The 21473-nt window shown below is 74.7% G+C and carries 16 protein-coding genes; 7 read left to right on the top strand and 9 right to left on the bottom strand.

The features are described 5' to 3' along the window. The first annotated feature begins 66 nt into the window (after nt 1-66). On the top strand, nt 67-1398 hold the full coding sequence (locus tag ACN9M0_RS02490) for a streptophobe family protein (RefSeq protein WP_366038248.1): 1332 nt from the start codon (nt 67-69) through the stop codon (nt 1396-1398). 56 nt (nt 1399-1454) lie between these two features. Here ACN9M0_RS02490 and ACN9M0_RS02485 read toward each other — a convergent pair whose 3' ends face one another. The 3 genes from ACN9M0_RS02485 to ACN9M0_RS02475 are packed head-to-tail and all read right to left on the bottom strand — an operon-like array spanning nt 1455 to nt 5821. Then, a complete protein-coding gene (locus tag ACN9M0_RS02485) occupies nt 1455-2444 on the bottom strand; it encodes a serine/threonine-protein kinase (protein WP_426403020.1) in 990 nt (329 codons plus the stop codon). Then, nucleotides 2441-3124, bottom strand: a complete 684-nt coding sequence (locus ACN9M0_RS02480) for a hypothetical protein (protein WP_399695384.1) — start codon at nt 3122-3124, stop codon at nt 2441-2443. Before ACN9M0_RS02480 ends, ACN9M0_RS02485 begins: the two co-directional genes overlap by 4 nt. A 45-nt stretch (nt 3125-3169) precedes the next feature. Further along, nucleotides 3170-5821 carry an FHA domain-containing protein gene (locus ACN9M0_RS02475; protein WP_399695381.1) on the bottom strand — a complete coding sequence of 884 codons (2652 nt, stop codon included), beginning with the start codon at nt 5819-5821 and terminating at the stop codon, nt 3170-3172. A gap of 202 nt (nt 5822-6023) precedes the next feature. Here ACN9M0_RS02475 and ACN9M0_RS02470 point away from each other — a divergent pair, with 202 nt between their 5' ends. After that, nucleotides 6024-6647, top strand: a complete 624-nt coding sequence (locus ACN9M0_RS02470; protein ID WP_366038252.1) for a TetR/AcrR family transcriptional regulator — start codon at nt 6024-6026, stop codon at nt 6645-6647. Between the two features lie 106 nt (nt 6648-6753). On the opposite strand, the gene ACN9M0_RS02465 is transcribed toward ACN9M0_RS02470, so the two are convergent. After that, entirely contained in the window at nt 6754-7560 is an 807-nt protein-coding gene (locus ACN9M0_RS02465) for a class II aldolase/adducin family protein (RefSeq protein ID WP_366038253.1), read from the bottom strand. Between the two features lie 106 nt (nt 7561-7666). Beyond that, entirely contained in the window at nt 7667-8479 is an 813-nt protein-coding gene (locus ACN9M0_RS02460) for a DUF3626 domain-containing protein (RefSeq protein ID WP_399695378.1), read from the bottom strand. A 124-nt stretch (nt 8480-8603) separates the two neighbouring features. Here ACN9M0_RS02460 and ACN9M0_RS02455 point away from each other — a divergent pair, with 124 nt between their 5' ends. Both ACN9M0_RS02455 and ACN9M0_RS02450 read left to right on the top strand, forming a co-directional pair. Continuing rightward, nucleotides 8604-9263 (top strand): ThuA domain-containing protein, encoded by a 660-nt coding sequence (locus ACN9M0_RS02455; protein WP_426403019.1) that lies wholly within the window; start codon nt 8604-8606, stop codon nt 9261-9263. Nucleotides 9264-9524: 261 nt separating this feature from the next. Beyond that, on the top strand, nt 9525-10922 hold the full coding sequence (locus tag ACN9M0_RS02450) for an NADP-dependent succinic semialdehyde dehydrogenase (RefSeq protein WP_399695374.1): 1398 nt from the start codon (nt 9525-9527) through the stop codon (nt 10920-10922). An 18-nt stretch (nt 10923-10940) separates the two neighbouring features. Here the strand turns inward: ACN9M0_RS02450 and ACN9M0_RS02445 are convergent, their stop codons facing one another. Together ACN9M0_RS02445 and ACN9M0_RS02440 are read right to left on the bottom strand one after the other, a co-directional pair. Next, on the bottom strand, nt 10941-11969 hold the full coding sequence (locus tag ACN9M0_RS02445; protein ID WP_399695372.1) for a PHP domain-containing protein: 1029 nt from the start codon (nt 11967-11969) through the stop codon (nt 10941-10943). Nucleotides 11970-11979: 10 nt separating this feature from the next. Next, a complete protein-coding gene (locus ACN9M0_RS02440; protein WP_399695371.1) occupies nt 11980-14064 on the bottom strand; it encodes a SpoIIE family protein phosphatase in 2085 nt (694 codons plus the stop codon). A 372-nt stretch (nt 14065-14436) separates the two neighbouring features. Here ACN9M0_RS02440 and ACN9M0_RS02435 point away from each other — a divergent pair, with 372 nt between their 5' ends. Next, on the top strand, nt 14437-17814 hold the full coding sequence (locus tag ACN9M0_RS02435; RefSeq protein ID WP_426403018.1) for a BTAD domain-containing putative transcriptional regulator: 3378 nt from the start codon (nt 14437-14439) through the stop codon (nt 17812-17814). On the opposite strand, the gene ACN9M0_RS02430 is transcribed toward ACN9M0_RS02435, so the two are convergent. Beyond that, entirely contained in the window at nt 17811-18656 is an 846-nt protein-coding gene (locus ACN9M0_RS02430) for a siderophore-interacting protein (protein ID WP_399695367.1), read from the bottom strand. The two genes, ACN9M0_RS02435 and ACN9M0_RS02430, sit on opposite strands and share 4 nt — an antisense overlap. Nucleotides 18657-18930: 274 nt before the next feature. On the opposite strand from ACN9M0_RS02430, the gene ACN9M0_RS02425 reads away from it, so the two are divergent. Both ACN9M0_RS02425 and ACN9M0_RS02420 read left to right on the top strand, forming a co-directional pair. After that, nucleotides 18931-19131, top strand: a complete 201-nt coding sequence (locus tag ACN9M0_RS02425) for a hypothetical protein (protein WP_030216321.1) — start codon at nt 18931-18933, stop codon at nt 19129-19131. A 201-nt stretch (nt 19132-19332) separates the two neighbouring features. Next, a complete protein-coding gene (locus tag ACN9M0_RS02420; protein ID WP_366038262.1) occupies nt 19333-20511 on the top strand; it encodes an acyl-CoA dehydrogenase family protein in 1179 nt (392 codons plus the stop codon). A 12-nt stretch (nt 20512-20523) separates the two neighbouring features. Here ACN9M0_RS02420 and ACN9M0_RS02415 read toward each other — a convergent pair whose 3' ends face one another. Further along, entirely contained in the window at nt 20524-21399 is an 876-nt protein-coding gene (locus ACN9M0_RS02415; RefSeq protein ID WP_366038263.1) for a potassium channel family protein, read from the bottom strand. Between the last annotated feature and the right edge of the window lie 74 nt (nt 21400-21473).

Here is a 21473-nt window from a genome sequence, read left to right as displayed (position 1 = left end):
GCGCCGAACCGTGCCCGCCCGCAAGCGGAAGACGTCCGCAAGCGCGCCCTTGCCCCCGGTACTAGCGTGGGCAGGGTGATCAGTCGGCGCCCCACCTCCGCGCGGCCCGCCGCGACCCCGACCGCGCTCCCCGCCCGTGTCGTCCTCCAGTCCCTGGCCGCCGTGGTCGCAGGGTTCGTCGCGATGGGCGTCGTCGCCGGCCTCGGCCTCTGGGCCGCGGGCGCCGCCGACCTGCCCGGCGGCTTCACCGCCGTCCTCGCCGCCGTCGTCGTCATGGCCTCGGGCGGCAAGGTCGAACTCTCCGGCGACGCGGGCGCCCTCGCCGGCACCCAGGCCGAACTGACCGCCATGCCGCTCACCGTCACCCTGGTGGGCGCACTGGTCACCGGATTCTGCTTCCTGCGCCCGCTGCGCCACCACGCGGTGACCAGCACCCGCGAACTCCTGCTCCGCGCCGCGAGCGTCGTCGTCCTCTGGCTGGCCGCCCTCGCCGGCGTCTCGGCCCTCGCCCGCCACGACTTCCCCCTCACCCTCGGCGGCGGGGACTCGCAGGACTCCCTCATGGACCTCTTCGGTGACCTCCTCGACGCCACGAATCCCACGGTCGGCTTCCGCACCGACCTCGGGCCCACGCTCTTCTACGGGCTCCTCTGGATCCTCGGCCTGCTCGTCGTCGCCCTTCTCGTCTCCCGCAGGACCCCGCTGCCGCCCCGGTTCGTCCGCTACCACGAACCCGTCCGGCCCGCCGCCTTCGCGATGCTCCTGCTGCTCCTCGCGTACGTCGTCGTGGGCCTGGTCATCGGGATCGTCGTCGCGGCGACCAAGGGCCACGCCGCGAACACCCTCGCCGTCCTCCTGCTCGGCCTTCCCAACGTCACCTGGCTCGCCCTCGGCGTGGGCATCGGCGGCTCCTGGGAGGGCAGGGCCGAAGGCCCGTTCGGCCTGCCCATGCCGCAGATCCTCGACGCCGTCCTGCGGGGCAAGGGCGACAGCCCCGACCTCTCGACCGTCGACCTGTCGTCGCTCGCCGCGCAGGACGCGCGCGCGTGGTGGCTGCTTCCCGTCGCCGTCGTCCTGGTGCTCGCCGCGGCCTTCCTGGCGGCAGTCCGCTCCCCGGCCCGGATCTCGCTCTGGCAGCACTCCCTGCACCTGGGCGTCGCCTTCGCCCTCACCATGCTGGTCGCCGCACCGCTCACCCTGGTCGAGGCCCGCTTCGGCCTCTCGGTCCTCGGTATCGGCGACCTCGCCTCACTCGGCGGCGAGGTACTGCTCCGCCCGGACGTCTGGAAGACAGCCGGCTTCGCCCTCCTCTGGGGCCTGGCCCTCGGCTTCCTCGGCGGCCTCCTCGCCTCCCGGGTCCACCGCAAGGGCGAGGTCGACAGGAGCGCGTCTCCTTGATGGGCTCGGTCAGGGCCTTTCGGGCTTGCGGGCCAGGAGGCAGGCGTGCGGTCTGTTCACCAGTCCCGGAACACCGGTCGGGCCCACGCGGGCGGGGTGGGCGGCGCGACCGGTCGTGGCGGCGCGGGAGCCGGCACCGGGCCTTCGCCGGCCGTGTCGGTCAGGGCGGCGCGCAGTTCGGCGACGAACTCCAGGCACGTCCCGTACCGCTCCTCGGGCGTCTTCGCCAGAGCCCTGGCGAACACCGTGTCCGCCGCCGCCGGCAGCCCCGGCCGCACCTCCGAGAGGGGCGGCGGGGGGTCGTACTGCTGCGCCCACAGCACCGCCCAGTCGGTGTCTCGGCGGAACGGCGGCGCCCCCACCAGGGTCTCGAAGACCACGCACGCCAGACTGTAGACGTCGCACCGGCCGTCCACCGGCTTGCCCGAGATCTGCTCGGGCGCCACGTAGTCCAGCGTCCCGACGAACTCGCCCACCGTCGTGAAGCCCGTGAGCGAGAGGGACTTCTTCGTCAGTCCGAAGTCGGTGAGATAGACGTGCTCCGGGTGGTCACCGTCCGTACCCTCGGCCACCAGGATGTTGCCGGGCTTCACATCCCGGTGCACCAGGTCGTGCGCGTGCGCCGCGTCCAGGGCCGAGGCCACCTGCACCGCGATCCGGCCCGCCTTCACCGGCGGCAGCGGCCCCTCGCGGTCGAGCAGGGCCACCAGGTCCTGCCCCGCCACGTACCGCATCGCGATGTACAGCACGCCCTCCGTCTCGCCCGCCTCGAAGACCGGCACGATGTGCGGGTGGTCGATCGAGGCGGCGACCCGCGACTCGTGCGCGAAGCGTTTGCGGAAGGTGTCGTTGCGGGCCAGCTCGGGAGCCAGCAGCTTCAGCGCCACCGTCCGGTCGAGCCGCAGGTCCCGCGCCCGGTACACGACCGCCATGCCACCGCGCCCGATCTCGCCCTCCACCCGGTAGCCCGCGATCTCCTTGCCCAGCAGCCCCGAGGCCCGGCCCGCCGGGATCTCCGGGTCCCCGTGCGCGCCGCCCGCCGTCATCGGTCCTCACCCGCTGGTCCGTTCCGCCCCACGACCTGCGTCGGCGGCGGCCCGGCCGCCACCGCCGGGTCCACCTGGGGCACCACCTGCGTCGGCTCGTACCCGGGCGGCTCACCCGGCTCCCCGTCACCCGGATCCCCGTCACCCGGCTCCTCGGCCGGTGCGGGCGCGGCGACCGAAGGAGCCGCCGACGCCGCGTACGTACTGAGCCCGACGCCGTCGCAGTACACCCAGCGCTCGTGCTCCGCGTCGTACAGCCACACCGACTCGCCGTCGACGACCATGCCGACCCGCAGGCCACGGGTCCGGAGCCGGAAGGCCTCCCCGTCGAGCCGGCCCGCGCCCAGCTCCTCCGCCGCCCGCCGGTAGCGGCCGAGGGCGTCCTCGGCGCGGGCGATGAGCGGCCGGGGATCGGCCGTCCTCGTGAGCGGCCCGCCCGCCGCCGGGGGGTCGTCCGGCACGCTCACCAGGAGGCGCGCGTCGACCCACGCGGTCCAGCCGTTGGAGCACAGCACCTGCCCCCAGTCGCCGGCGCGCTCCACGAGCCGCACCGGCAGGAAGGCGTCGAGCGACGCCGTGGGCAGCCCCGGATCGGGCGCCTCCCACGCGGAGAGCCCGGAGCGCGGCACCACATGGGTGGGCCGGAAGTCCGGCAGGTACTCGGGTACGGGAACGCTCACGGCCTCACCTCCACGACGCGAACGATCGAGCCGACGCTCATGGGCCTACCTCCGCATGACGACCGGTTCGTGGCGCCGCAGCAGTCGGGCCACGAGCAGGACGAGGACGAGACAGAGCACCACCAGGACGCCCATGTCGAACAGCCAGGCCTCCGCCGTGTGCCGCATCAGCGGATCGGCGGTCTTCTCGCTCGGCGCGGTCTTCCCGATGTCGATCGTCGCGCCCATCGCCGCGAACGCCCACCGCGAGGGCACGAGCCAGGCCAGCTGCTCCAGGACGGGCGTGCCGCGCACCTTGAGCAGGGCCCCGCAGAACACCACCTGCACGATCGCCAGGAGGACGAGCAGCGGCATCGTCACCTCCTCCTTGCGGACCAGCGCCGAGACCAGCAGGCCGAGCATCATCGCCGTGAAGGCGAGCAGCGCCACCGCGAGGGTGATCTCCACGAGCGGCGGCATCAGCACGCCCTTGCCGCCGGGCACGTTCAGCGGCACGCCGATGAGGGCGACCAGGGTCAGGACCACCGCCTGCACGACCGTGATCAGACCGAGGACCACGACCTTGGAGGCGAGGTAGGCGGAGCGGGACAGGCCGACGGCTCTCTCGCGCCGGTAGATCGTGCGCTCCTTGACCAGTTCGCGCACGGCGTTCGCCGCGCCCGTGAGGACCCCGCCCACGCAGAGGATGAGCAGCACGTTCATCGTCGACTCGGGATTGAGGCTGCCCTCGGACAGGGCCCGGGCCATCGCGCCCATCACGAACGGCAGGGCGATCATGATGGCGAGGAAGGTCCGGTCGGCGGAGAGCGCCGCCGCGTACCGGCGTACGAGCGTCCGCAGCTGGGATCCCCAGCTCTGGGGCTTCGGCGGCGGTGCGGGCTCCCCCGCATCCTGGGCGGTGGGGGGCGCGGGGAGGTCGGCGCGGGCCGTCGCGTCCGCGATGTACCGGCGGTGGAAGCGGGAAGAGCGGTACTGCCCGGCCCAGTCGCGGTCCCGTTCGTTCTCGAAGGCCTCGAACGCCTCCGGCCACTGGTCGTAGCCGAAGAAACCGAGGGTGTCGGCGGGCGGCCCGTAGTACGCGACCCGGCCGCCCGGCGCGAGGACGAGCAGCCGGTCGCACACGTCGAGGCTGAGCACGCTGTGGGTGACCACGACGACCGTGCGGCCGTCGTCCGCGAGCCCGCGCAGCATGTGCATCACGGACCGGTCCATGCCCGGGTCGAGCCCGGAGGTCGGCTCGTCCAGGAAGAGCAGGGAGGGCTTGGTGAGCAGTTCGAGGGCGACGCTGACCCGCTTGCGCTGGCCGCCGGAGAGGCTGTGGATCGGCTGCTCGGCGCGCTCCACGAGCCCGAGTTCGCGGATGACCTCGTCGACCCGGGCCCGCCGTTCGGCCGCCACGGTGTCCTCGGGGAAGCGCAGCTCGGCGGCGTATCCGAGGGCCCTGCGGACGGTGAGCTGGAGGTGCAGGATGTCGTCCTGCGGGACGAGCCCGATGCGCTGGCGCAGCTCGGCGTAGTCCCGGTAGAGGTCGCGGCCGTCGTAGAGCACCGTGCCCCGGTCGGCCGGGCGCTGACCGGTGAGGGCGCCGAGGAGCGTCGACTTCCCGGCGCCGGACGGGCCGACGACCGCGAGCAGGCACTTCTGGCCCACCGGGAACGACACCTCGTCGAGGAGTGTGCGGCGCCCGTGGTCGACGGTCACCGCGAGCGAGCGGACGTCGAGGGAGACCTCTCCGGTGTCGGTGAACTCGACGAGCTGCCCGCCGAGCAGACAGAACGCGGACCGGCCGATGCCGACGATGTCCTCCGCCGTCACCCGGGCGTCGACGACGGGAGCGCCGTTGAGGAAGGTGCCGTTGTGGCTGCCGAGGTCGTGGATCCAATAGGTGCCGTCGGGGTGGGCGCGGAGCTCGGCGTGCCGCCGGGAGACGACGAGGTCGGAGACGACCACGTCGTTGTCGGGGGCACGGCCGATCCGGATGCTGTGGGTCGGCAGCGGCCGCACGGAGGTCGGCTGCCGGAAGGTGCCGGTCGCGGCCGGGTGCGCGACGGAGGAGGGCCGGAGGATCTCGTACCCGCCCACGCGTGCGGGCGCGGGGGCCGGGGCGAACGAGACGTGCGCCGGCTCCGGCGGCGGCTCGCGCGGGCGTTCCGGCGCGGCGGGAGCGGCCACGGAGTCGGAGCCCAGGGCGGCGGCCGGTGGCTCCGGCAGCGGCAGGGGCGGGGCCTCGGGCGGCTCCCGTACCACCTCGGGCGCGGGTGGGGCGTCGGGCGGTGCCTCCCGTACGGCCTCCGGGGGCGGCGGGGGCGGCAGGAGGGGCGCCGACTCCGACTCCGGTTCCGGTACGGGCTCGGGTTCCGCCGGACGCGCCGGGGCGCCGTTCGAGAGCACCGCGCGCGGCCCGTCGGCCGGATGCCCGAACCGAACGACCGTCCCGGGACCGACCTCCCGAGGCCGGGCCACCCGCAGACCGTCCGCGAAGGTGCCGTTCGTACTGCCCTCGTCCGCCAGGGTCCAGTGGCCGCCGGCGGCGCTGAGCACCGCGTGGTGCCAGGACGCCCGGGCGTCCGCGAGCACGATGTCGCTGGTGGGGTCGCGCCCGATGCGATAGACGCGGCTCGGGTTCATGAGCGTCGCGTCCCCGTCGATCTCGAGGACCAGATCGGGCGCCGCGGGCACGACGTGCCGCTCTGCCATGCGTGAATTTTATCCGCCGGTGCTGATCGCCGCCCGGGAAGAGGGCGCCGGTAAGGTGGGCGTCCGCCGCGCGAGCGGCCTTCAGGGCCTGTCCGACAGTTCCCGTCGGGCCCCGGCCCGCCCGGCACGCAGGCTCGCACCGAACGACCCGGTCTGACCCGACGCGAACTGTCGGACAGGCCCTGACGAGGAGGACGCACCCGTGCCGAAAGGTGTCACCAGGCGGCGGCCCCGTACCCGCGCGGCGCTCCTGAAAGCCGCCCTGGAGACCTTCGCGGAGCACGGCTTCCACGCGACGACCATCGAGCAGATCTGCGAGCGCGCCGGCTACACCCGCGGCGCGTACTACTCGAACTTCGCGAGCAAGGAAGAGCTCTTCCTCGCCCTCTTCGACGAGCACAGCGAGCGCACCGTACGACGCCTCGCCGAGTCCATCGACGCGCTGACCGCCGACGAGTACACCCTCACCCGGCTCGCGGAACTCGCCTCCCGCGTGGAACCGGACGAGCGGGAGTGGTACCTCGTCACCACCGAGTTCACCCTGCACGCCATCCGCGACCCGCAGGCGGCCTGGGTGCTCGCGCGGCACGACGAGCGGCTGCGGGCCGAGATCGCCCGCGGCCTCACCCTCGTCCTGCGCCGGGCCGGACGCGAACTGACCGTGGAGGCCGACCGGTTCGCCCGCCTCCTCATCGCCCTGCGCGAGGGCGGTCTCGCACAGAGCTACGTGGAGCCGGGGGAACTGCCGCCCGGCACCCTGGAACGGCAGTTCCTCGCCCCGCTCCTGGAAGCCACGACGCGCGAGATCCCCGGCCAGGGGGCCTGAGAGCCGGCGGAGCCAGACTCCTGGCCCGAGGCCGCCCGGGCCGGATCCCCGGCCCGGGGGGTATGAGCGCCGGCCGCGCGAGGTCCCCGGCCACCGGGCCCGTCGGTCAGTCGAAGAGGTCGGGGTCGGACGCGGTGATCTGGTCCCACAGCGGGCGCGCCTGGAACCAGCCGGCCAGGTGCCCGCCGATCTGCCCCCGGGTGAGGAGGGCCGTCTCGCGGTCGATGAGCTGCGGGGTTCCCGCCGCCATCGCGAGCAGCTGCGCCTGGCAGGAGCGCTCCATGGTGACGAACCACCACACGGCCTCGGCGACGGAGTGGCCGACCGTGAGCAGCCCGTGGTTCTTGAGGATGACCGCCTTGTGGTCGCCGAGGGCCTTGGCGACCCGCTCGCCCTCCTCGGCCTCGTTCACGACGCCCCGGTAGTCGTCGTAGATCCCGTGGTCCTCGAAGAACGCGCAGGCGTCCTGGGTGATCGGGTCGAGCGGGATGCCGAGGCTGGAGAAGGCCTTGCCGTGGAGGGAGTGCGAGTGCGCGGCGGCGACCGCGTCGGGGCGGGCGGCGTGGACCCGCGAGTGGATGACGAACGCGGCCCGGTTGACCGGCCGGCGCCCTTCGAGGACGTTCCCCTCGTGGTCCACCAGGATCAGGTCCGAGGCCTTGATCTGCGTGAAGCTCATGCCGAAGGGGTTGACCCAGAAGGCGTTCGGGTCGCCGGGGTCGCGGACGGTGATGTGCCCGGCGACACCCTCGGAGAAGCCGAACCTCCCGAAGATCCGGAACCCGGCGGCGAGCTGCTCCTTGCGGTGGCGGCGCTCCTCCTCGACGGACTCGAAGGTGGGCGGCAGCGGCACGATCGCCCCGTCGGGCAGCGGCCCGACGGCGGCGGCGATGGCGGGCGGCACGGTGCTCATGGCGGCTCCTCGGTGAGCGGGTACGTGCGGGTGGGGCACGGCGCGCCAAAAGATACAGAGATGTATCCGATACGACAATGCACCGGGAGCGGCCGTGGCGTACGGCTCAGGCGGGGGCCCCGAAGCGGGCCAGGTAGTGCCAGACCCTCTTCACGTCCTGCGGGTCGTACCGCCCCGAAGCGGCCGCCTCCTGCATGATCCGGGGGTCCAGCCGGCCGTCGACGGCGATCCGGGCCGCGAGCTCCACGTACGCGGGGCCCCGGAAGCCGGGGTGCCGCCGCAGCTCGTCGACCGTGACGCGGAAGCCGCCGTGCCACTCCACGGGACACGGGAGCCGTCGCGCCGCCTCCTCCACCTCCGTACCCCGGTGGCTCGGGTCCAGGACCAGTGCCTCCACGTCCCGCCCGATCACGACCGGGCCGTGGACCTGCGCCTCGATGTAGTCGTCGAGAAGATCCTGCTCGTCGGCCTCGGCGAGGGCGATCAGGCGCATCCGGGAGGCGACGCCGAAGTCGTCCGGCTCCAGGAAGCTGTCCGGGTAGCAGAAGGTCGTGCGCTCCAGGGCGGCCGGCGTGAGCCGCAGATGGGCGGAGCCGAAGCGCGGGGCGGCGCCGAAGGGGCGGCGGCGGAAGTCGAGGGCGCCGTAGACCGGGCGGGTCTCCGCCGGGGCCGCGTCGTACGCCCCGCCGAAGATCCGGCTCTCCCAGCGCCACCGGTCCCCGCCGGGGTGGGCGGTGAGGCCGCCGTTGCTCGTACCGGTGGCGAACTGGGAGCGATAGACGCCCTCGTCCGCGAGCCGGGGGAGGAAGTGCGGGTGGAAGTTGAGGGTGACCCGCAGGGCCGGATCGAGCGGATCGCCCGTGGAGCGGTCGGTGACATGGGCGAGGGCCCGCCGGGCGTGATCATGAAGGGGCGTCATCGGGGCAGTGTGCCGGAGCGGTGGGGGTTGCGGCCCGTGGTTTTCGGTGGCTACGGTCAGGGCCGCGGGGAAAGCGCTTTCCCGCTGCCCGCCCCCGTCCCGTACCGCACCTGGAGCGCACCGCGTGGCCACCGCCGACGTCCTGATCCACACCCGTACGGCGGGATACCGCCACGACTCGATCCCCGCCGGTGCCACCGCCCTCGCCGAGCTGGCGCACGAGCTCGGACGGACGGCCGAGATCACCGAGGACCCGGGCCTCTTCACCCCCGAGCGGCTCGGCCGGTGCGCCGTCGTCGTCCTGCTGTCCACGACCGGGAACATCCTGACACCCGAGGGGCGCACCGCCATCGAGGCGTACCTCCGGGGCGGCGGCTCGCTCCTCGCCGTCCACGCCGCCGCCAACGCCGAACCGGACTGGCCCTTCTACGGCGAGCTGCTCGGCACCCGGTTCGACGGCCACCCCGAGATCCAGCCGGGCCGCGTCCTCGTGGACGCCCACGACCACCCGGCGACCGCCCCGCTCCCGGACCGCTGGGCCTGGACCGACGAGTGGTACAACTTCACCTCCGCCCCCCGGGCCGCCGGCGTACGGATCCTGGCCCGCGCCGACGAGTCCGCCTACCGGGGCGGCACCCATGGGGACGACCACCCGCTCGTGTGGTGCCGCGAGGTGGACCGGGGACGCTTCTTCTTCACGGCTCTCGGGCACACGGCGGAGGCGTACGGCGACCCGGCGTTCCGCGCCCACCTCTCCGGCGCCCTGACCTGGCTGACCGCCTGAGCCCGGCCCACCCGAGCGCGGCGGGACGCTCACCCAGCCGCCCAGCCGCCCAGCCGCCCAGCCGCCCAGCCGCCCAGCCGCCCAGCCGCCCAGCCGCCCAGCCGCCCAGCCGCCCAGCCGCCCAGCCGCCCAGCCGCCCAGCCGCCCCGCCGCCCCGCCGGACTCGGGCGGGACGGTCACCCCACCGCCCCGTCCCTGTTGCGCCGACGCCCAGGGAGCGGGAGGTTGCAGACGGGGGCCGATGGCAGGAGGAGACACGTCATGGGCATCGCCACCGTGAACCCCGCGACCGGCGAGACGCTGCGTACCTACGAGGCCCACGGGCCCGAGGAGGTCGAGCGGCGCGTCGCCGCCGCGCACGACGCGTACCGTCAGTACCGCACCACCTCCTTCGCCGAACGCGCCCGGCTGATGCGCGCCGCCGCGACCCTCCTCGACGAGGACACCGAGGACATCGCGCGCACCATGACCACCGAGATGGGCAAGCCGATCGCCGCCTCCCGCGCCGAGGCCGGCAAGTGCGCCAAGGCCATGCGCTGGTACGCCAAGCACGCCGAGGAGCTGCTCGCCGACGAACAGCCGGCCGAGAGCGACGTCCAGGACTCCGGCGCCGACGTGGCCCGGGTCCACTACCGGCCCCTCGGCCCGATCCTCGCCGTCATGCCGTGGAACTTCCCGCTCTGGCAGGTGATCCGCTTCGCCGCGCCGGCGCTCATGGCGGGCAACACCGGGCTCCTCAAACACGCCTCCAACGTGCCGAGGACCGCGCTCTACCTGGGCGATCTCTTCCGCCGCGCCGGCTACCCCGACGGCTGCTTCCAGACCCTCCTCATCGGCTCCCGCGAGGTCGAGGGCGTCCTCCGGGACCCCCGGGTGGTGGCCGCCACCCTCACCGGCAGCGAACCGGCGGGCCGGGCCGTCGCCGCGGTCGCGGGCGACGAGGTGAAGAAGACTGTCCTGGAGCTCGGCGGCAGCGACCCGTTCATCGTCATGCCCTCCGCCGACATCGTCGGCGCCGTGAAGACCGCCGTCACCGCGCGCGTGCAGAACAACGGCCAGTCCTGCATCGCCGCCAAGCGGTTCATCGTCCACCACGACGTGTACGACGACTTCTCGGAGCGCTTCACCGCCGCCATGAACGCCCTCACCGTCGGCGACCCCCTCGACGAGTCCACCGACGTCGGCCCCCTCGCCACCGAGCAGGGCCGCACCGACCTGGAGGCACTCGTCGACGACGCCGTGGAGCGAGGCGCCACCGTCCTCTGCGGCGGGCGCCGCCCCGAGGAGGAGGCGCTCCGGAACGGCTGGTACTACCGGCCCACCGTCCTCACCGGGATCACCCCGGAGATGCGGATCCACCTGGAGGAGGCCTTCGGCCCGGTCGCCACGGTCTACCCGGTCAGCGACATCGAGGAGGCCGTCGCCGTCGCCAACGACTCGCCGTTCGGCCTCAGTTCCAACGTCTGGACGCGCTCCCCGGAGGACGTCGCGTTCTTCGTCCGCGACCTGGAGGCGGGCGGCGTCTTCGTCAACGGCATGACGGCCTCGCACCCGGCGCTCCCCTTCGGCGGGATCAAGCGCTCGGGATACGGGAGGGAGCTCTCAGGCCACGGCATCCGCGAGTTCTGCAACGCGACGACGGTCTGGCAGCGCGCCTGAGCGCCGGGGGACGCGGGCTCACCCCCGCGTCCACTCCGACAGCTGCTCCGCCGGCCAGGTGTTGATCACCCGGTCCGCCGGGACCCCGCACTCCTCGGCCCGCGCGCAGCCCAGGATCTGCCACTCCAGCTGACCGGGCGCGTGGGCGTCCGTGTCGACGGCGAAGTAGGTGCCCGCCGCGACGGCCAGGCGCAGCAGCCGGCGCGGCGGATCGAGGCGCTCCGGGCGGCTGTTGATCTCCACCGCCGTGCCCGACTCGGCGCAGGCGGCGAAGACGCGCTCCGCGTCGAACTCGGACTCCGGCCGCAGCCGACCGCCCGCCACGAGCCGGCCGGTGCAGTGCCCGAGCACGTCCATCAGCGGGTCGCGCACCGCCCGTTCGAGACGTCGGGTCATCGACCGGGCGTCCATCCGGAGCTTCGAGTGCACCGAACCGACCACCAGGTCCAGGCGCGCGAGCAGCTCCGGCTCCTGGTCGAGCGAGCCGTCCTCCAGGATGTCGCACTCGATCCCGGTCAGGAGCCGGAAGGGCGCCCACTCCTCGTTGAGCCGCGCCACCACGTCCAGTTGCTCCCGCAGACGCTCCGGGGACAGACCCCGCGCCACCGTGAGCCGCGGCGAGTGGTCGGTGAGGACCGCCCACTCGTGTCCGAGCGCCGCCGCCGCGCGCCCCATGTCCTCGATCGTGGCGCCCCCGTCGGACCAGTCCGAGTGCAGATGGCAGTCGCCGCGCAGGGCCGCCCGCAGCGCCTGGCCGCCGTGGCCGTCCGACTCCGCCGGGCCCAGCGAGGTCTCCAGCTCCTCCTCCAGGTGCGCCAGGTACTCCGGCACCCGGCCCTCCAGGGCCTCGCGCACCACCGCCGCCGTCTTCGGGCCGACGCCCTTGAGGGACTCCAGGGTGCCGTCCGCCGCGCGCCGGGCCGCCTCGCCCTCCGGCAGGGCACCGACGGCGGCGGAGGCGGTACGGAAGGCGCGTGCCCGGTATCCGGGCGCCTGGGCGCGTTCCAGCAGGAACGCGATGCGGTTCAGGGCGGCGACAGGGTCCACGGCGACCTCCTCAGCCGCCGCCGGGGGCGGATTCGGCCGCCACCGGCGCGGGCCCGATCTCGCACCACACCGCCTTGCCCTCACCGCGCGGCTCCACGCCCCACCGGGAGGCAAGCGCGTCGATCAGGAGCATTCCCCGGCCCGAGGTGGCGGCCTCGCCGGGGGTACGCCGCCGGGGCCAGGCGCTCGACCGGTCCTGCACCGAGAGCCGGACCCGCCTCACCGGCTCGGGCAGCACCTCCAGGGTCAGCACCGCCCCGCCCTCGGTGTGCAGCAGCACGTTCACGAGGAGCTCGCCCGTCAGCAGCTCGGCGTCGTCGACGAGTTCCGGCATGCCCCAGTCGCGGAGCGCCTGCCCGACCGCCGCGCGCGCGTCCGAGAGGCCCTGCGGGTCGGCCTGGTGGATGTACTGGTGGATGCGCGGCGCCCGGGGCGTGCCCGGGTCCGGGCTGCGCCGCAGCACGAGGAGCGCCACGTCGTCGCCCGAACCCCACCGCTCCCAGAGGCGCTCGGAGAGGTGGTCGGCGAGCGCCTCCGCCTGCGGCGGGCCGCTGCTGATCGCCTCCGAGAGCGCGGCGAGACCGGACTCGATGTCCGAGCCGGGCTGCTCGACGAGCCCGTCCGTGCAGAGCACCAGCGTCTCGCCGGGCACGAGGTCGAGCCGGGTCTCCGGGAACTCCTCGTCGCCGAACACGGTCGCCAGACCCAGCGGGAGCCCACCCCGCAGCTTGGGCTGTCCGACCCGGCCGTCGGTGTGCCGGATCAGCGGACCGAGGTGCCCGGCCCGTACGGCGCGCAGGGTGCCGCTCGCCAGGTCCACCTGCGCGTACGTACAGGTCGCGAAGCGGTTGGTGTCCAGCTCGGCGAGGAACCGCGAGGCCCGGGCGAGGACCGTCGACGGGGCGTGCCCCTCGCCCGCGTACGCCCGCAGCGCGATCCGCAGCTGCCCCATGATGGCGGCGGCGTGCGTGTCGTGGCCCTGGACGTCGCCGACGACGATCCCGACCCGGCCGCGGGGCAGCGGGATCACGTCGTACCAGTCGCCGCCGACCTGCCGACCGCTCCAGGCCGCGTGGTAGCGGACGGCGATGTCGCCGCCGGTGAACTGGGGGATCCGGCGCGGCAGCATCGTCGCCTGGAGCCCGGTCGCCAGCTCCCGCTCCTCGTCGAAGAGGATCGCCCGCTGGAGGGACTGGGCGACGATCGCCGCGAGACCCAGCGCGAGGTTCCGCTCGTCGGCGTTGAACGAGGTGCGGCCCCGGTAGAAGAGGGCCATGCCGCCCAGCGAACGCGCCTGCGCCACCAGCGGGAGGTAGCAGGCGGCCCGGAACTCCAGGTGTGCCAGGTAGGGCGCGAGCTCGGGGAAGTCCCGCCCGAGCGACGGGAACGAGGAGACGAACCGGGGCCGACCGCTCAGCACCGTCTCGGCCAGCGGCAGTTTCCGGTCGAGGCGACGGCTCCGGAAGTCGTTGAGGACGTCGAGGGATTCGCCGCTGAGCGCGATGATGTTGAGCGAGCCGTTCTCGACGAGGCCGAGCGCGAGACCGTCCGCGCCGAGCCGGGCGAGGCCGCCCGGACCGGTCAGGGCGGCCGTCACGTCGTCCACGGTCACCGCGCGCGACAGCGCGTTCGTCGTCCGCTCGACGATGTTCGTCTGGACCTCGCGCCGCTTCTCCAGCTCCTGGACGAAGGCGAAGTGAGCGACCTCGGCGGTCGTGTCCCGCACGACACCGACGATCCGCCGGGCGCGCCCGTCCGGTGAACGCAGGATCCGCGCCTGCACGTGCGTCCAGTGGGGTGAGCCGTCGGCCTGCGGGATGGGGAAGTGCGCCGTGTACGAGACCGCGCCGCCGCGTACGGCCTGCCGTACGACGTCATCCAGCTTGACCCGCTCGTCGGGGGCCAGGCGTGTCACGATCGACTCCGGTCGCCCGTCGAAGGTGTCCGGGGCCACGCCGAAGACCAGCAGCCCGGACTCGTCGACATCGATGGTGCCCGTGTCGAGATCCCAGTCGAAGCTGCCGGTCCGGTTCATGGCGAGCCACTCGGCGGGCCCGATCTCGCCACCGTGCGTACGCCGGTCGTCATCGGTCATCCTCCCCATTGTCGAACCCGTACCCCCCGGACGCCATGGCGGTGACACGGCGTGGCGCGAGTTCGCCGCGAAGGCACGGGCCGGACGGGGCGGCCGGCACGGGGCCGGAACGGATCGAACCGGGCCGGACCGGGACGGACCGGGGCGGACAGGAGACGGCGACGCCGGTGGGCGGGGCCGGACCGGTGACGGCGACGCCGGTGGGCCGGGCCGAACCGGACAGGGCAAGGCCGTTCGACAGGTCCGGACCGGCCAGGCCCGAGGCCGTTCAGAGGGCCGGACCGGACGGGCCGAGGCCGGTCGACCGGGCCGGACCGGTGGTCGGGGCGGGCGGCGGAACCTCCCCCGCCCGCCCCGGGGCAGAATGGGCCGGTGCAGCCGCCCTACCGTGTTCTCGGTCCGTGCCAGGCCTTCCGTACCGACGACGGGACGGAGGCCGCCCTGAGCGGTGCCAGGCTCCGCGCCCTGCTCACCGCGCTCGCCGCGGCCGGTGGGCGTGCGGTGGGCCCGGGCGCGCTGATCGACCAGGTCTGGGCCGACGGCGACCCGGCCGACGACCAGGACCGTACGCCCGCCCTCCAGGCCCTCGTCGGCCGCCTGCGCCGGGCCCTCGGCCGGGAGGCCGTGGTCTCGGCCCCGGGCGGCGGCTACCGGCTGGCCGCCGACCCGGACGCCGTCGACCTGCACCGCTTCGAGCGGCTCGCCGCCGAAGGCGCCGCCGCCCTCGCCGCCGGCGACGCCGAGCGGGCGGCCACGCTCCTCGACGAGGCCCTGGAACTCTGGCACGGCCCCGCGCTCGCGGATCTGCCCGGCCGGGACACCGACCCCCTGGTCGTACGGGTCGAGCAGCGGCACACGCAGGCGCGGCGCGACCGGCTCGCAGCCGACCTGGCACTGGGGCGGGCCGGAGCGGTGCTCGCGCCCCTCGCCGCGCTCGCCGCCGGACAGCCGCTCGACGAGCCGCTCCAGGCCCTGCGGATCCGTGCCCTGCGGGCGGCGGGCCGCCCCGCCGAGGCCCTCGCGGCGTACGAGCAGGTCCGCGCGGCCCTCGCCGACCGGCTGGGCACGGACCCCGGGCCGGAACTGCGCTCCCTGCACGCCGAACTCCTCACGGAGGACGGCCCCGTACCGCCCGTCACGACCGGCCGGCCGGCCGGTCTGCCCGCCCGGCTGACCTCGTTCATCGGCCGCGCCGGCGAACTGGGCTCGCTCGCCGCCGCCTGGGACGGGCGGCGGCTCGTCACCCTCACCGGGCCGGGCGGCGTCGGCAAGACGCGGCTCGCCCTGGAGGCGGCCGGGACGTACGAGGGTCCCGTCCACCTCGCCGAACTCGCCTCCGTACGCGAGGAGTCCACGGTCGCCGCCGCCGTCCTCACCGCGCTCGGGGCCCGCGAGACCCAGCTCTGGCACACGCCGTCCGTCGCCCCGGCCGTCCCGAAGGACCGTTTCGCGGGCCTCGTCGAGCACTGTGCCGGACGCCGGATGCTGCTGGTCCTCGACAACTGCGAGCACGTCGTCGCCGAGGCGGCGGAGCTCGCGCAGGCGCTCCTCACGCGCTGCCCGGGCGTGACCGTCCTCGCGACGAGCCGGGAGCCCCTGGGGGTGCCGGGCGAGGAGGTACGGCCGCTGGGGCCGCTGCCCGTGGACATGGCGCTGCGGCTCCTGGGGGAGCGGGGCGCGGCCGCGCGTCCGGGCTTCGAGGTGACGGAGGACGCGGAGGCGGCGGAGGAGATCTGCCGTCGGCTCGACGGGCTGCCGCTGGCGATCGAGCTGGCGGCGGCGCGGCTGCGGATGCTGTCGGCACGGCAGATCGCGGACCGGCTCGACGACCGTTTCCGGCTGCTGACCTCGGGCGCGCGGACGGTGCTGCCCCGTCAGCAGACCCTGCGGGCGGTGGTGGACTGGTCGTGGGAGCTCCTCGACCAGGCGGAGCGGGCGGTGCTGCGGCGGCTCGCGGCGTTCACGGGCGGCTGCGACCTGGCGGCGGCGGAGGCGGTGTGCGCGGACGGCGCGGGTACGGCTGCGCCGGGCGCCGAGGTGGAGGAGGCGCCGGACGCCCACCCGCCCGACGTACTGGACCTGCTGGGTGCCCTTGTCGACAAGTCGCTCGTGGTGGCGGCGCCGGACGGCGGCGCGATGCGGTTCCGGCTCCTGGAGACCGTGGCCGAGTACGCGGGGGAGCGGCTGGACGAGGCAGGTGAGCGGGCGGCGGCCGAGCGACGCCATCTCACGTACTACCGGGAGCTCGCCCGCCGTACCGACCCCGAACTGCGCGGTCCCGGACAGCTCGCCGCCATCGCACGCTTCGAGCGGGAGCACGACAACCTGCGCGGCGCCCTCCGGACGGCCGTGGCGCTCGGCGACGAGCAGGAGGTGCTCTGTCTCGTCCACGCGCTCAGCTGGTTCTGGCAGCTCCGCAACCACCAGGTCGACGCCAGGACCTGGGCCGTCGAGGCCGGCCGGCTCGGACCCGACCCCTTCGCGGAGCCCGTCCGCCCCGCCGAACCGCTCGAAGGACGGTGCGTGGACGTGCCGCCGCCGTGGACCGGCGAGCGGCTGTGGGAGGCCCGGCGCGGCGGCCGGCTGTACGCCCTCGCGACCGAGGGCGGCGAGGGTGCGACCGCCCTCGAACGGCCCGAGACCCGCGCCCGGCTGGCCGCCCTGGTCGCCGCGTACCGCCCCGGCCTCCCGCAGACCTGCCGTCAGCCGGGCACGATGTGGTACTTCGCCCGGCTCATGACCGGAGAGCTCGCGGGCCTCGACGAGACGCTCACCCTGATCGTCGACGACTGCCGCGGCCACGGCCCCGGCTGGGACCTGGGCTTCGGCCTCCTCATGCGGGCCAAGCTCGCCGGCCACGGCGGCGACGCCGCCGAGGCGCTCGCCCTCTTCGAGGCCGCCGGGGACTCCTGGGGGATCGCGGAGGCCCTCGCCGCCCGGGGCGAGGCCTACGAGCGCGAGGGCCGGCTCGCCGAGGCCGCCGCCGACTTCGAGCGGGCCACCGAGGCCGCCGCCCGCGTCGGCGCGCGCTCCCAGGTGCCCGTCTTCACCGCGCGCCTCGCGGCCGTACGGCTCCGGCTCGCCCCGGCGGGGGACGCGGCGGCCGAACGGCTGCTGTCCGAAGCCGCCGACGAGGCCGGGCAGTGGGGCGCCGAGGCCGCCGGCACGGGCCGGCTGCTGCTCGCCCAGCACTACGGCCACACCGGGCGCACCGGCCTCGCCCGCGCGCAGCTCTCCCTCCTGGAGGAGGAGTTCGGGAACGTCACCCCGGCGCTCTTCTGGGGGCTCGTCGGAGGGACGTGGGCGTGGCTCGACTGCCTCGACGGCGCCTACGACCAGGCCCTGTCACGCCTCGCCCGGGCCGTCGTGGACGTGGAGACCCTCGCCCACCTCGTCGCCCCGCACCTCGTCGTCGCCCAGTTCGGTACCGCCGCCTGGGCCCGTGGCGGACGCGGCGCACCGGGCGACGCCGAGACCGGGGCCCGGCTCCTCGGCGCGTACGACGCCCACGCCGGCTCCGACAACGGCGGGGGTTTCCGTCCGTTCACCCCGCAGACCGAGGCCGCGATCCGCACCCGGGCCGAGGCCGTGCTCCGTGCGGCCCTGCCCCCGGAGGCGTACACCCGCCACCACGCGGAGGGCGCCGCCCTCTCCCTCAGGGCGGCAGCCGCCCTGGTCCGCGACGCCGAGGGCGTCGGCGGGCCGAGCGCTCCGGGACGCGGGGGACCTCACCCGGAGGACGTCGGCTAGCCGAGCGACAGGCGCTCGCGTGCCTCCGCCAGGTCCTCCGGGGTCGGCGCGTCGTCCTGGGTGAGGCGGCGGCGCCAGTACCCGGTGAAGTGCACCGAGCGCCGGTCGACGCCCCGCTCCTCCACGAGGTGCCGCCGCAGCGCGCGCACGGCGGAGGCCTCACCCGCGAGCCAGGCGTACGGCCGGCCGGGCGGCAGGGCGTCCGACCGTACGGCCTCGGCCGGCGAGTCGTCGTCGCGCAGGTGGCGCACGGTCAGGTCACCGGCCGTCGGCAGCGGCTGCTCCTCGGCCGCGTCGGGGACCTGGACGTACGCGAGGGCCCGCTGCCCGGGCGGCAGCGCGGCGACGACCGTCGCGAGCGCGGGGAGCGCGCACGCGTCGGCGTACAGGAGCGTCCAGTCGCCCGCGCCCGGATCGACGGGGACCGTGAACGCAGCCGACGGGCCGAACATGCCCAGCACGTCCCCGGGCCGTGCCGACCGCGCCCAGCGGGTCGCGGGACCCGCGTCCTCGCCCTCCCCGTGGAGGAAGAAGTCGATGTCGACGGTCCCGGCCACCGGATCGTGCGCCCGGAGGGTGTAGCTCCGCATCCAGGGGCGTTCTGCCTCGGGGAGGGCCGCGTAGGCCCCGTACCAGCGCATCACGTCGCCGTCGGGCTCGGGCACCGGCAGTACGGGCTCCGCCCGCCCCGGCCGGGGGAAGAACAGCTTGACCTGCTGGTCGGGGCCCGCGAGGACGAAGCCGTCGAGGCTCGGGCCGCCGAGGGTGATCCGGCGCATGCGCGGGGTCACCGGACGGACGGCGGTCACCCGCAGGCGGTGCAGGGGCAGGGGCTGGGACATCGACGACTCCTCGGGTGGGCGCGGGCTGGGCGGCCCACCTTCCCGGGGCCGGTCGACACGCCGCCGACAGCCCGTCGACACGGGGTGACCGGCGCCCGGCTGCGGTGGACAGTCCGCCGGGCGGCAGCGACCCGCACCTCGGCCCGAGGGCAGTCCGTCGACCCGCCGTGACCGCCGCCCTGCCCCGGCGTACGGCCCCGGCGGCGGCCCCGGATGCGGTCACGGGGACCGGACACGAGAATGGCGAGTGCCGGACGAACACGTAGGAGGCGGCATGAACGCTGAGCCCGACAAGACGTCCCTGGGGGACTTCCCGACGCCCGACCGGCTGCTGCACGCCGGTTCGGAGGGCGAGTTCACGGCGGAGGACCTGGTCCTCGCCTCCGGCCGTGACGTGAATCCGAAGAGCCTCGCCTGGGCGGAACGCCGCATGGCGGAGAAGGGACGCGCGTCGATGGACGAGCTCCTGCCGTAGGACCTGTCCGGCCTTCGGGCCGGTTCTCGCCCATCCCCTCTCGCAGGCCCCGGATCGGTCGCACCGAACCGGGGCCCCGGGCGTCCTGGTCGGTCCCGAGGCTTCCGCATTTATGGAACACGTTCTACCGTGGCCGCCGTCGCGCGTCGCACCGCACGAGGGCGCCGCCGACGCCGCAGGACGCCGCCACGGGAGGACGCCATGCACCTCGAGTACACGCCCGCACAGAACAGCCTGCGCGCCGAGCTGCGGGCGTACTTCGCCGAGCTGGTCCCGGACGACGTCCACACCCGGTACGGGGACCCGGCCGCCCAGAAGCGCTTCTACCGCGAGACCGTGCGCCGCCTCGGCGCCGACGGCTGGCTCGGCGTCGGCTGGCCCACCGAGTTCGGCGGACGGGGGCTGACCCCCATGGAGCAGTTCATCTTCTTCGACGAGGCCGCGCAGGCCGGCGTGCCACTGCCCCTGATGGCGCTGAACACCGTCGGCCCGACGATCATGAAGTTCGGCACGGACGAGCAGAAGGCGTACTTCCTGCCCCGGATCCTCTCCGGCGAGATCGACTTCGCCATCGGCTACAGCGAGCCCGACGCGGGCACCGACCTGGCCGCCCTGAAGACCCGCGCGGTGCGGGAGGGGGACACGTACGTCGTCAACGGCCAGAAGATCTGGACGACGAACGGCGACACCGCCGACTGGGTCTGGCTCGCCGTCCGCACCGACCCCGACGCGCCGCCGCACAAGGGCATCACCATGCTCCTCGTGCCGACGAGCGACCCCGGCTACTCCTGCACGATCATCAACACCCTCGCCTCGCACGACACCACCGCGAGCTACTACGACGACGTCCGCGTCCCGGTCTCCCGCCGCGTCGGCGAGGAGAACAAGGGCTGGCGGCTCATCACCAACCAGCTCAACCACGAGCGCGTCACCCTCGCCGCGCACGGCACCATGGCGATCCGCGCCCTCCACGACGTCCAGCGCTGGGCCGCCGCCACCCCGCTCTCCGACGGCCGGCGCGTCATCGACCTGTCCTGGGTCCGCCGCACCCTGGCCCGCACCCACGCCCGTCTCGACGCGATGAAGCTCCTCAACTGGCAGATGGTGAGCGCCGTCCAGCACGGCACCCTCACCCCCCAGGACGCCTCCGCCGTCAAGGTGTACGGCTCCGAGGCCCGTCGCGACGCCTACGCCGCCCTCATGGAGGTGGTCGGCTCCGCCGGCGCCCTCAAGGAAGGCTCGGCCGGCGCCGTCCTCCACGGCGAACTCGAACGCGGCTACCGCTCGGCCGTCATCTTCACCTTCGGCGGCGGCAACAACGAGATCCAGCGCGAGATCATCTCCTGGATCGGCCTCGGCATGCCCCGCGTCCGCCGCTGACGCCCCGCCCCTTCACCGCCCGGGGACGCGTCCGTGGTCCGTGGCGTACGCCGTGAACACGTCCTCGGGCGGCCCGCCCGTGCGCAGGAAGCGCTCGTCGAGCACGGTGGCCAGGTCGTCGAGCGCCGTGCGCAGGACCGACGCGGCCAGCCGGACGTCCGGATGGCCCGCCCGCTCCGCCCGGTCCGCCAGGCCGAAGGCGTGGCCGAGCTGCCCGGCCAGGGCGATGTTCTCGTCCCCGTCGTAGAAGTAGTACGACTCGGCGTACTGCAGGAAGTCGACGGTCACGGTCGAGAACGCCGAGGCGAGACCGTCGAGGAGCGCGGCGCCCCCGGCGGAGTCGAGGGACCCGGCCGTAAGACGGCTGCGGCGCACATGGGAGAGCCGCAGCGCCAGCGCCCTGCGGCGCGCGAGGGCCGGATAGATGCCGAGGACCCAGGCGACGGTCGCCGACAGCAGGGCGAAGCCCACCAGGGCCTCCAGCGGCGCGAGCATCCGCAGCCACCCCGAGGCCGGCGCGATGTCGCCGAGACCGAGGGTGGCCAGGGTGACCAGGGAGACGTACAGCGCGTCGAGCGGGCCCGCGTGCTCGCCGGGGTCGAGCCCCGTGGCGTACGAGAAGTCCTCCGGCATGTGGGGCCAGTAGATGAGCGCCCAGCCGACGGAGAGGACGAACGCCCACACCGTGACGACCGCCATCATGCCGACCGGCCCCGCGAGACCGACGGGCCGCCAGCGCGCCCCGCGATGGGCCGACAGCCGCCACACGCCCCGCATCACCAGCCGGCTCAGCCCGCCGTGCCGGGTGGGGTGCCAGATCGTGTGGAAGACGTCCCGCAGGATGAAGAGGATCAACGCCGCTCCCGCGAGGACGGGCAGCCACGTCATCCCGGCACCCCGCGCGGCTCCGAGAGCGCCGCGGCGGCCTCGTACAGGTCGGTGGTCGTGACCCGGGACATGCT

The organism is Streptomyces sp. R-07 (genome assembly GCF_049913175.1).
Taxonomy (GTDB): Bacteria; Actinomycetota; Actinomycetes; order Streptomycetales; family Streptomycetaceae; genus Streptomyces.
This window is presented reverse-complemented; position numbering and strand designations above follow the sequence as displayed.

Excerpts from the sequence above, each read along its gene's own strand:
- ACN9M0_RS02485 (WP_426403020.1), bottom strand. The coding sequence starts at position 2,444 with ATGACGGCGGGCGGCGCGCACGGGGACCCGGAGATCCCGGCGGGCCGG.
- ACN9M0_RS02475 (WP_399695381.1), bottom strand. The coding sequence starts at position 5,821 with ATGGCAGAGCGGCACGTCGTGCCCGCGGCGCCCGATCTGGTCCTCGAG.
- ACN9M0_RS02465 (WP_366038253.1), bottom strand. The coding sequence starts at position 7,560 with ATGAGCACCGTGCCGCCCGCCATCGCCGCCGCCGTCGGGCCGCTGCCC.
- ACN9M0_RS02460 (WP_399695378.1), bottom strand. The coding sequence starts at position 8,479 with ATGACGCCCCTTCATGATCACGCCCGGCGGGCCCTCGCCCATGTCACC.
- ACN9M0_RS02450 (WP_399695374.1), top strand. The coding sequence starts at position 9,525 with ATGGGCATCGCCACCGTGAACCCCGCGACCGGCGAGACGCTGCGTACC.
- ACN9M0_RS02440 (WP_399695371.1), bottom strand. The coding sequence starts at position 14,064 with ATGACCGATGACGACCGGCGTACGCACGGTGGCGAGATCGGGCCCGCC.
- ACN9M0_RS02430 (WP_399695367.1), bottom strand. The coding sequence starts at position 18,656 with ATGTCCCAGCCCCTGCCCCTGCACCGCCTGCGGGTGACCGCCGTCCGT.
- ACN9M0_RS02425 (WP_030216321.1), top strand. The coding sequence starts at position 18,931 with ATGAACGCTGAGCCCGACAAGACGTCCCTGGGGGACTTCCCGACGCCC.
- ACN9M0_RS02420 (WP_366038262.1), top strand. The coding sequence starts at position 19,333 with ATGCACCTCGAGTACACGCCCGCACAGAACAGCCTGCGCGCCGAGCTG.
- ACN9M0_RS02415 (WP_366038263.1), bottom strand. The coding sequence starts at position 21,399 with ATGACGTGGCTGCCCGTCCTCGCGGGAGCGGCGTTGATCCTCTTCATC.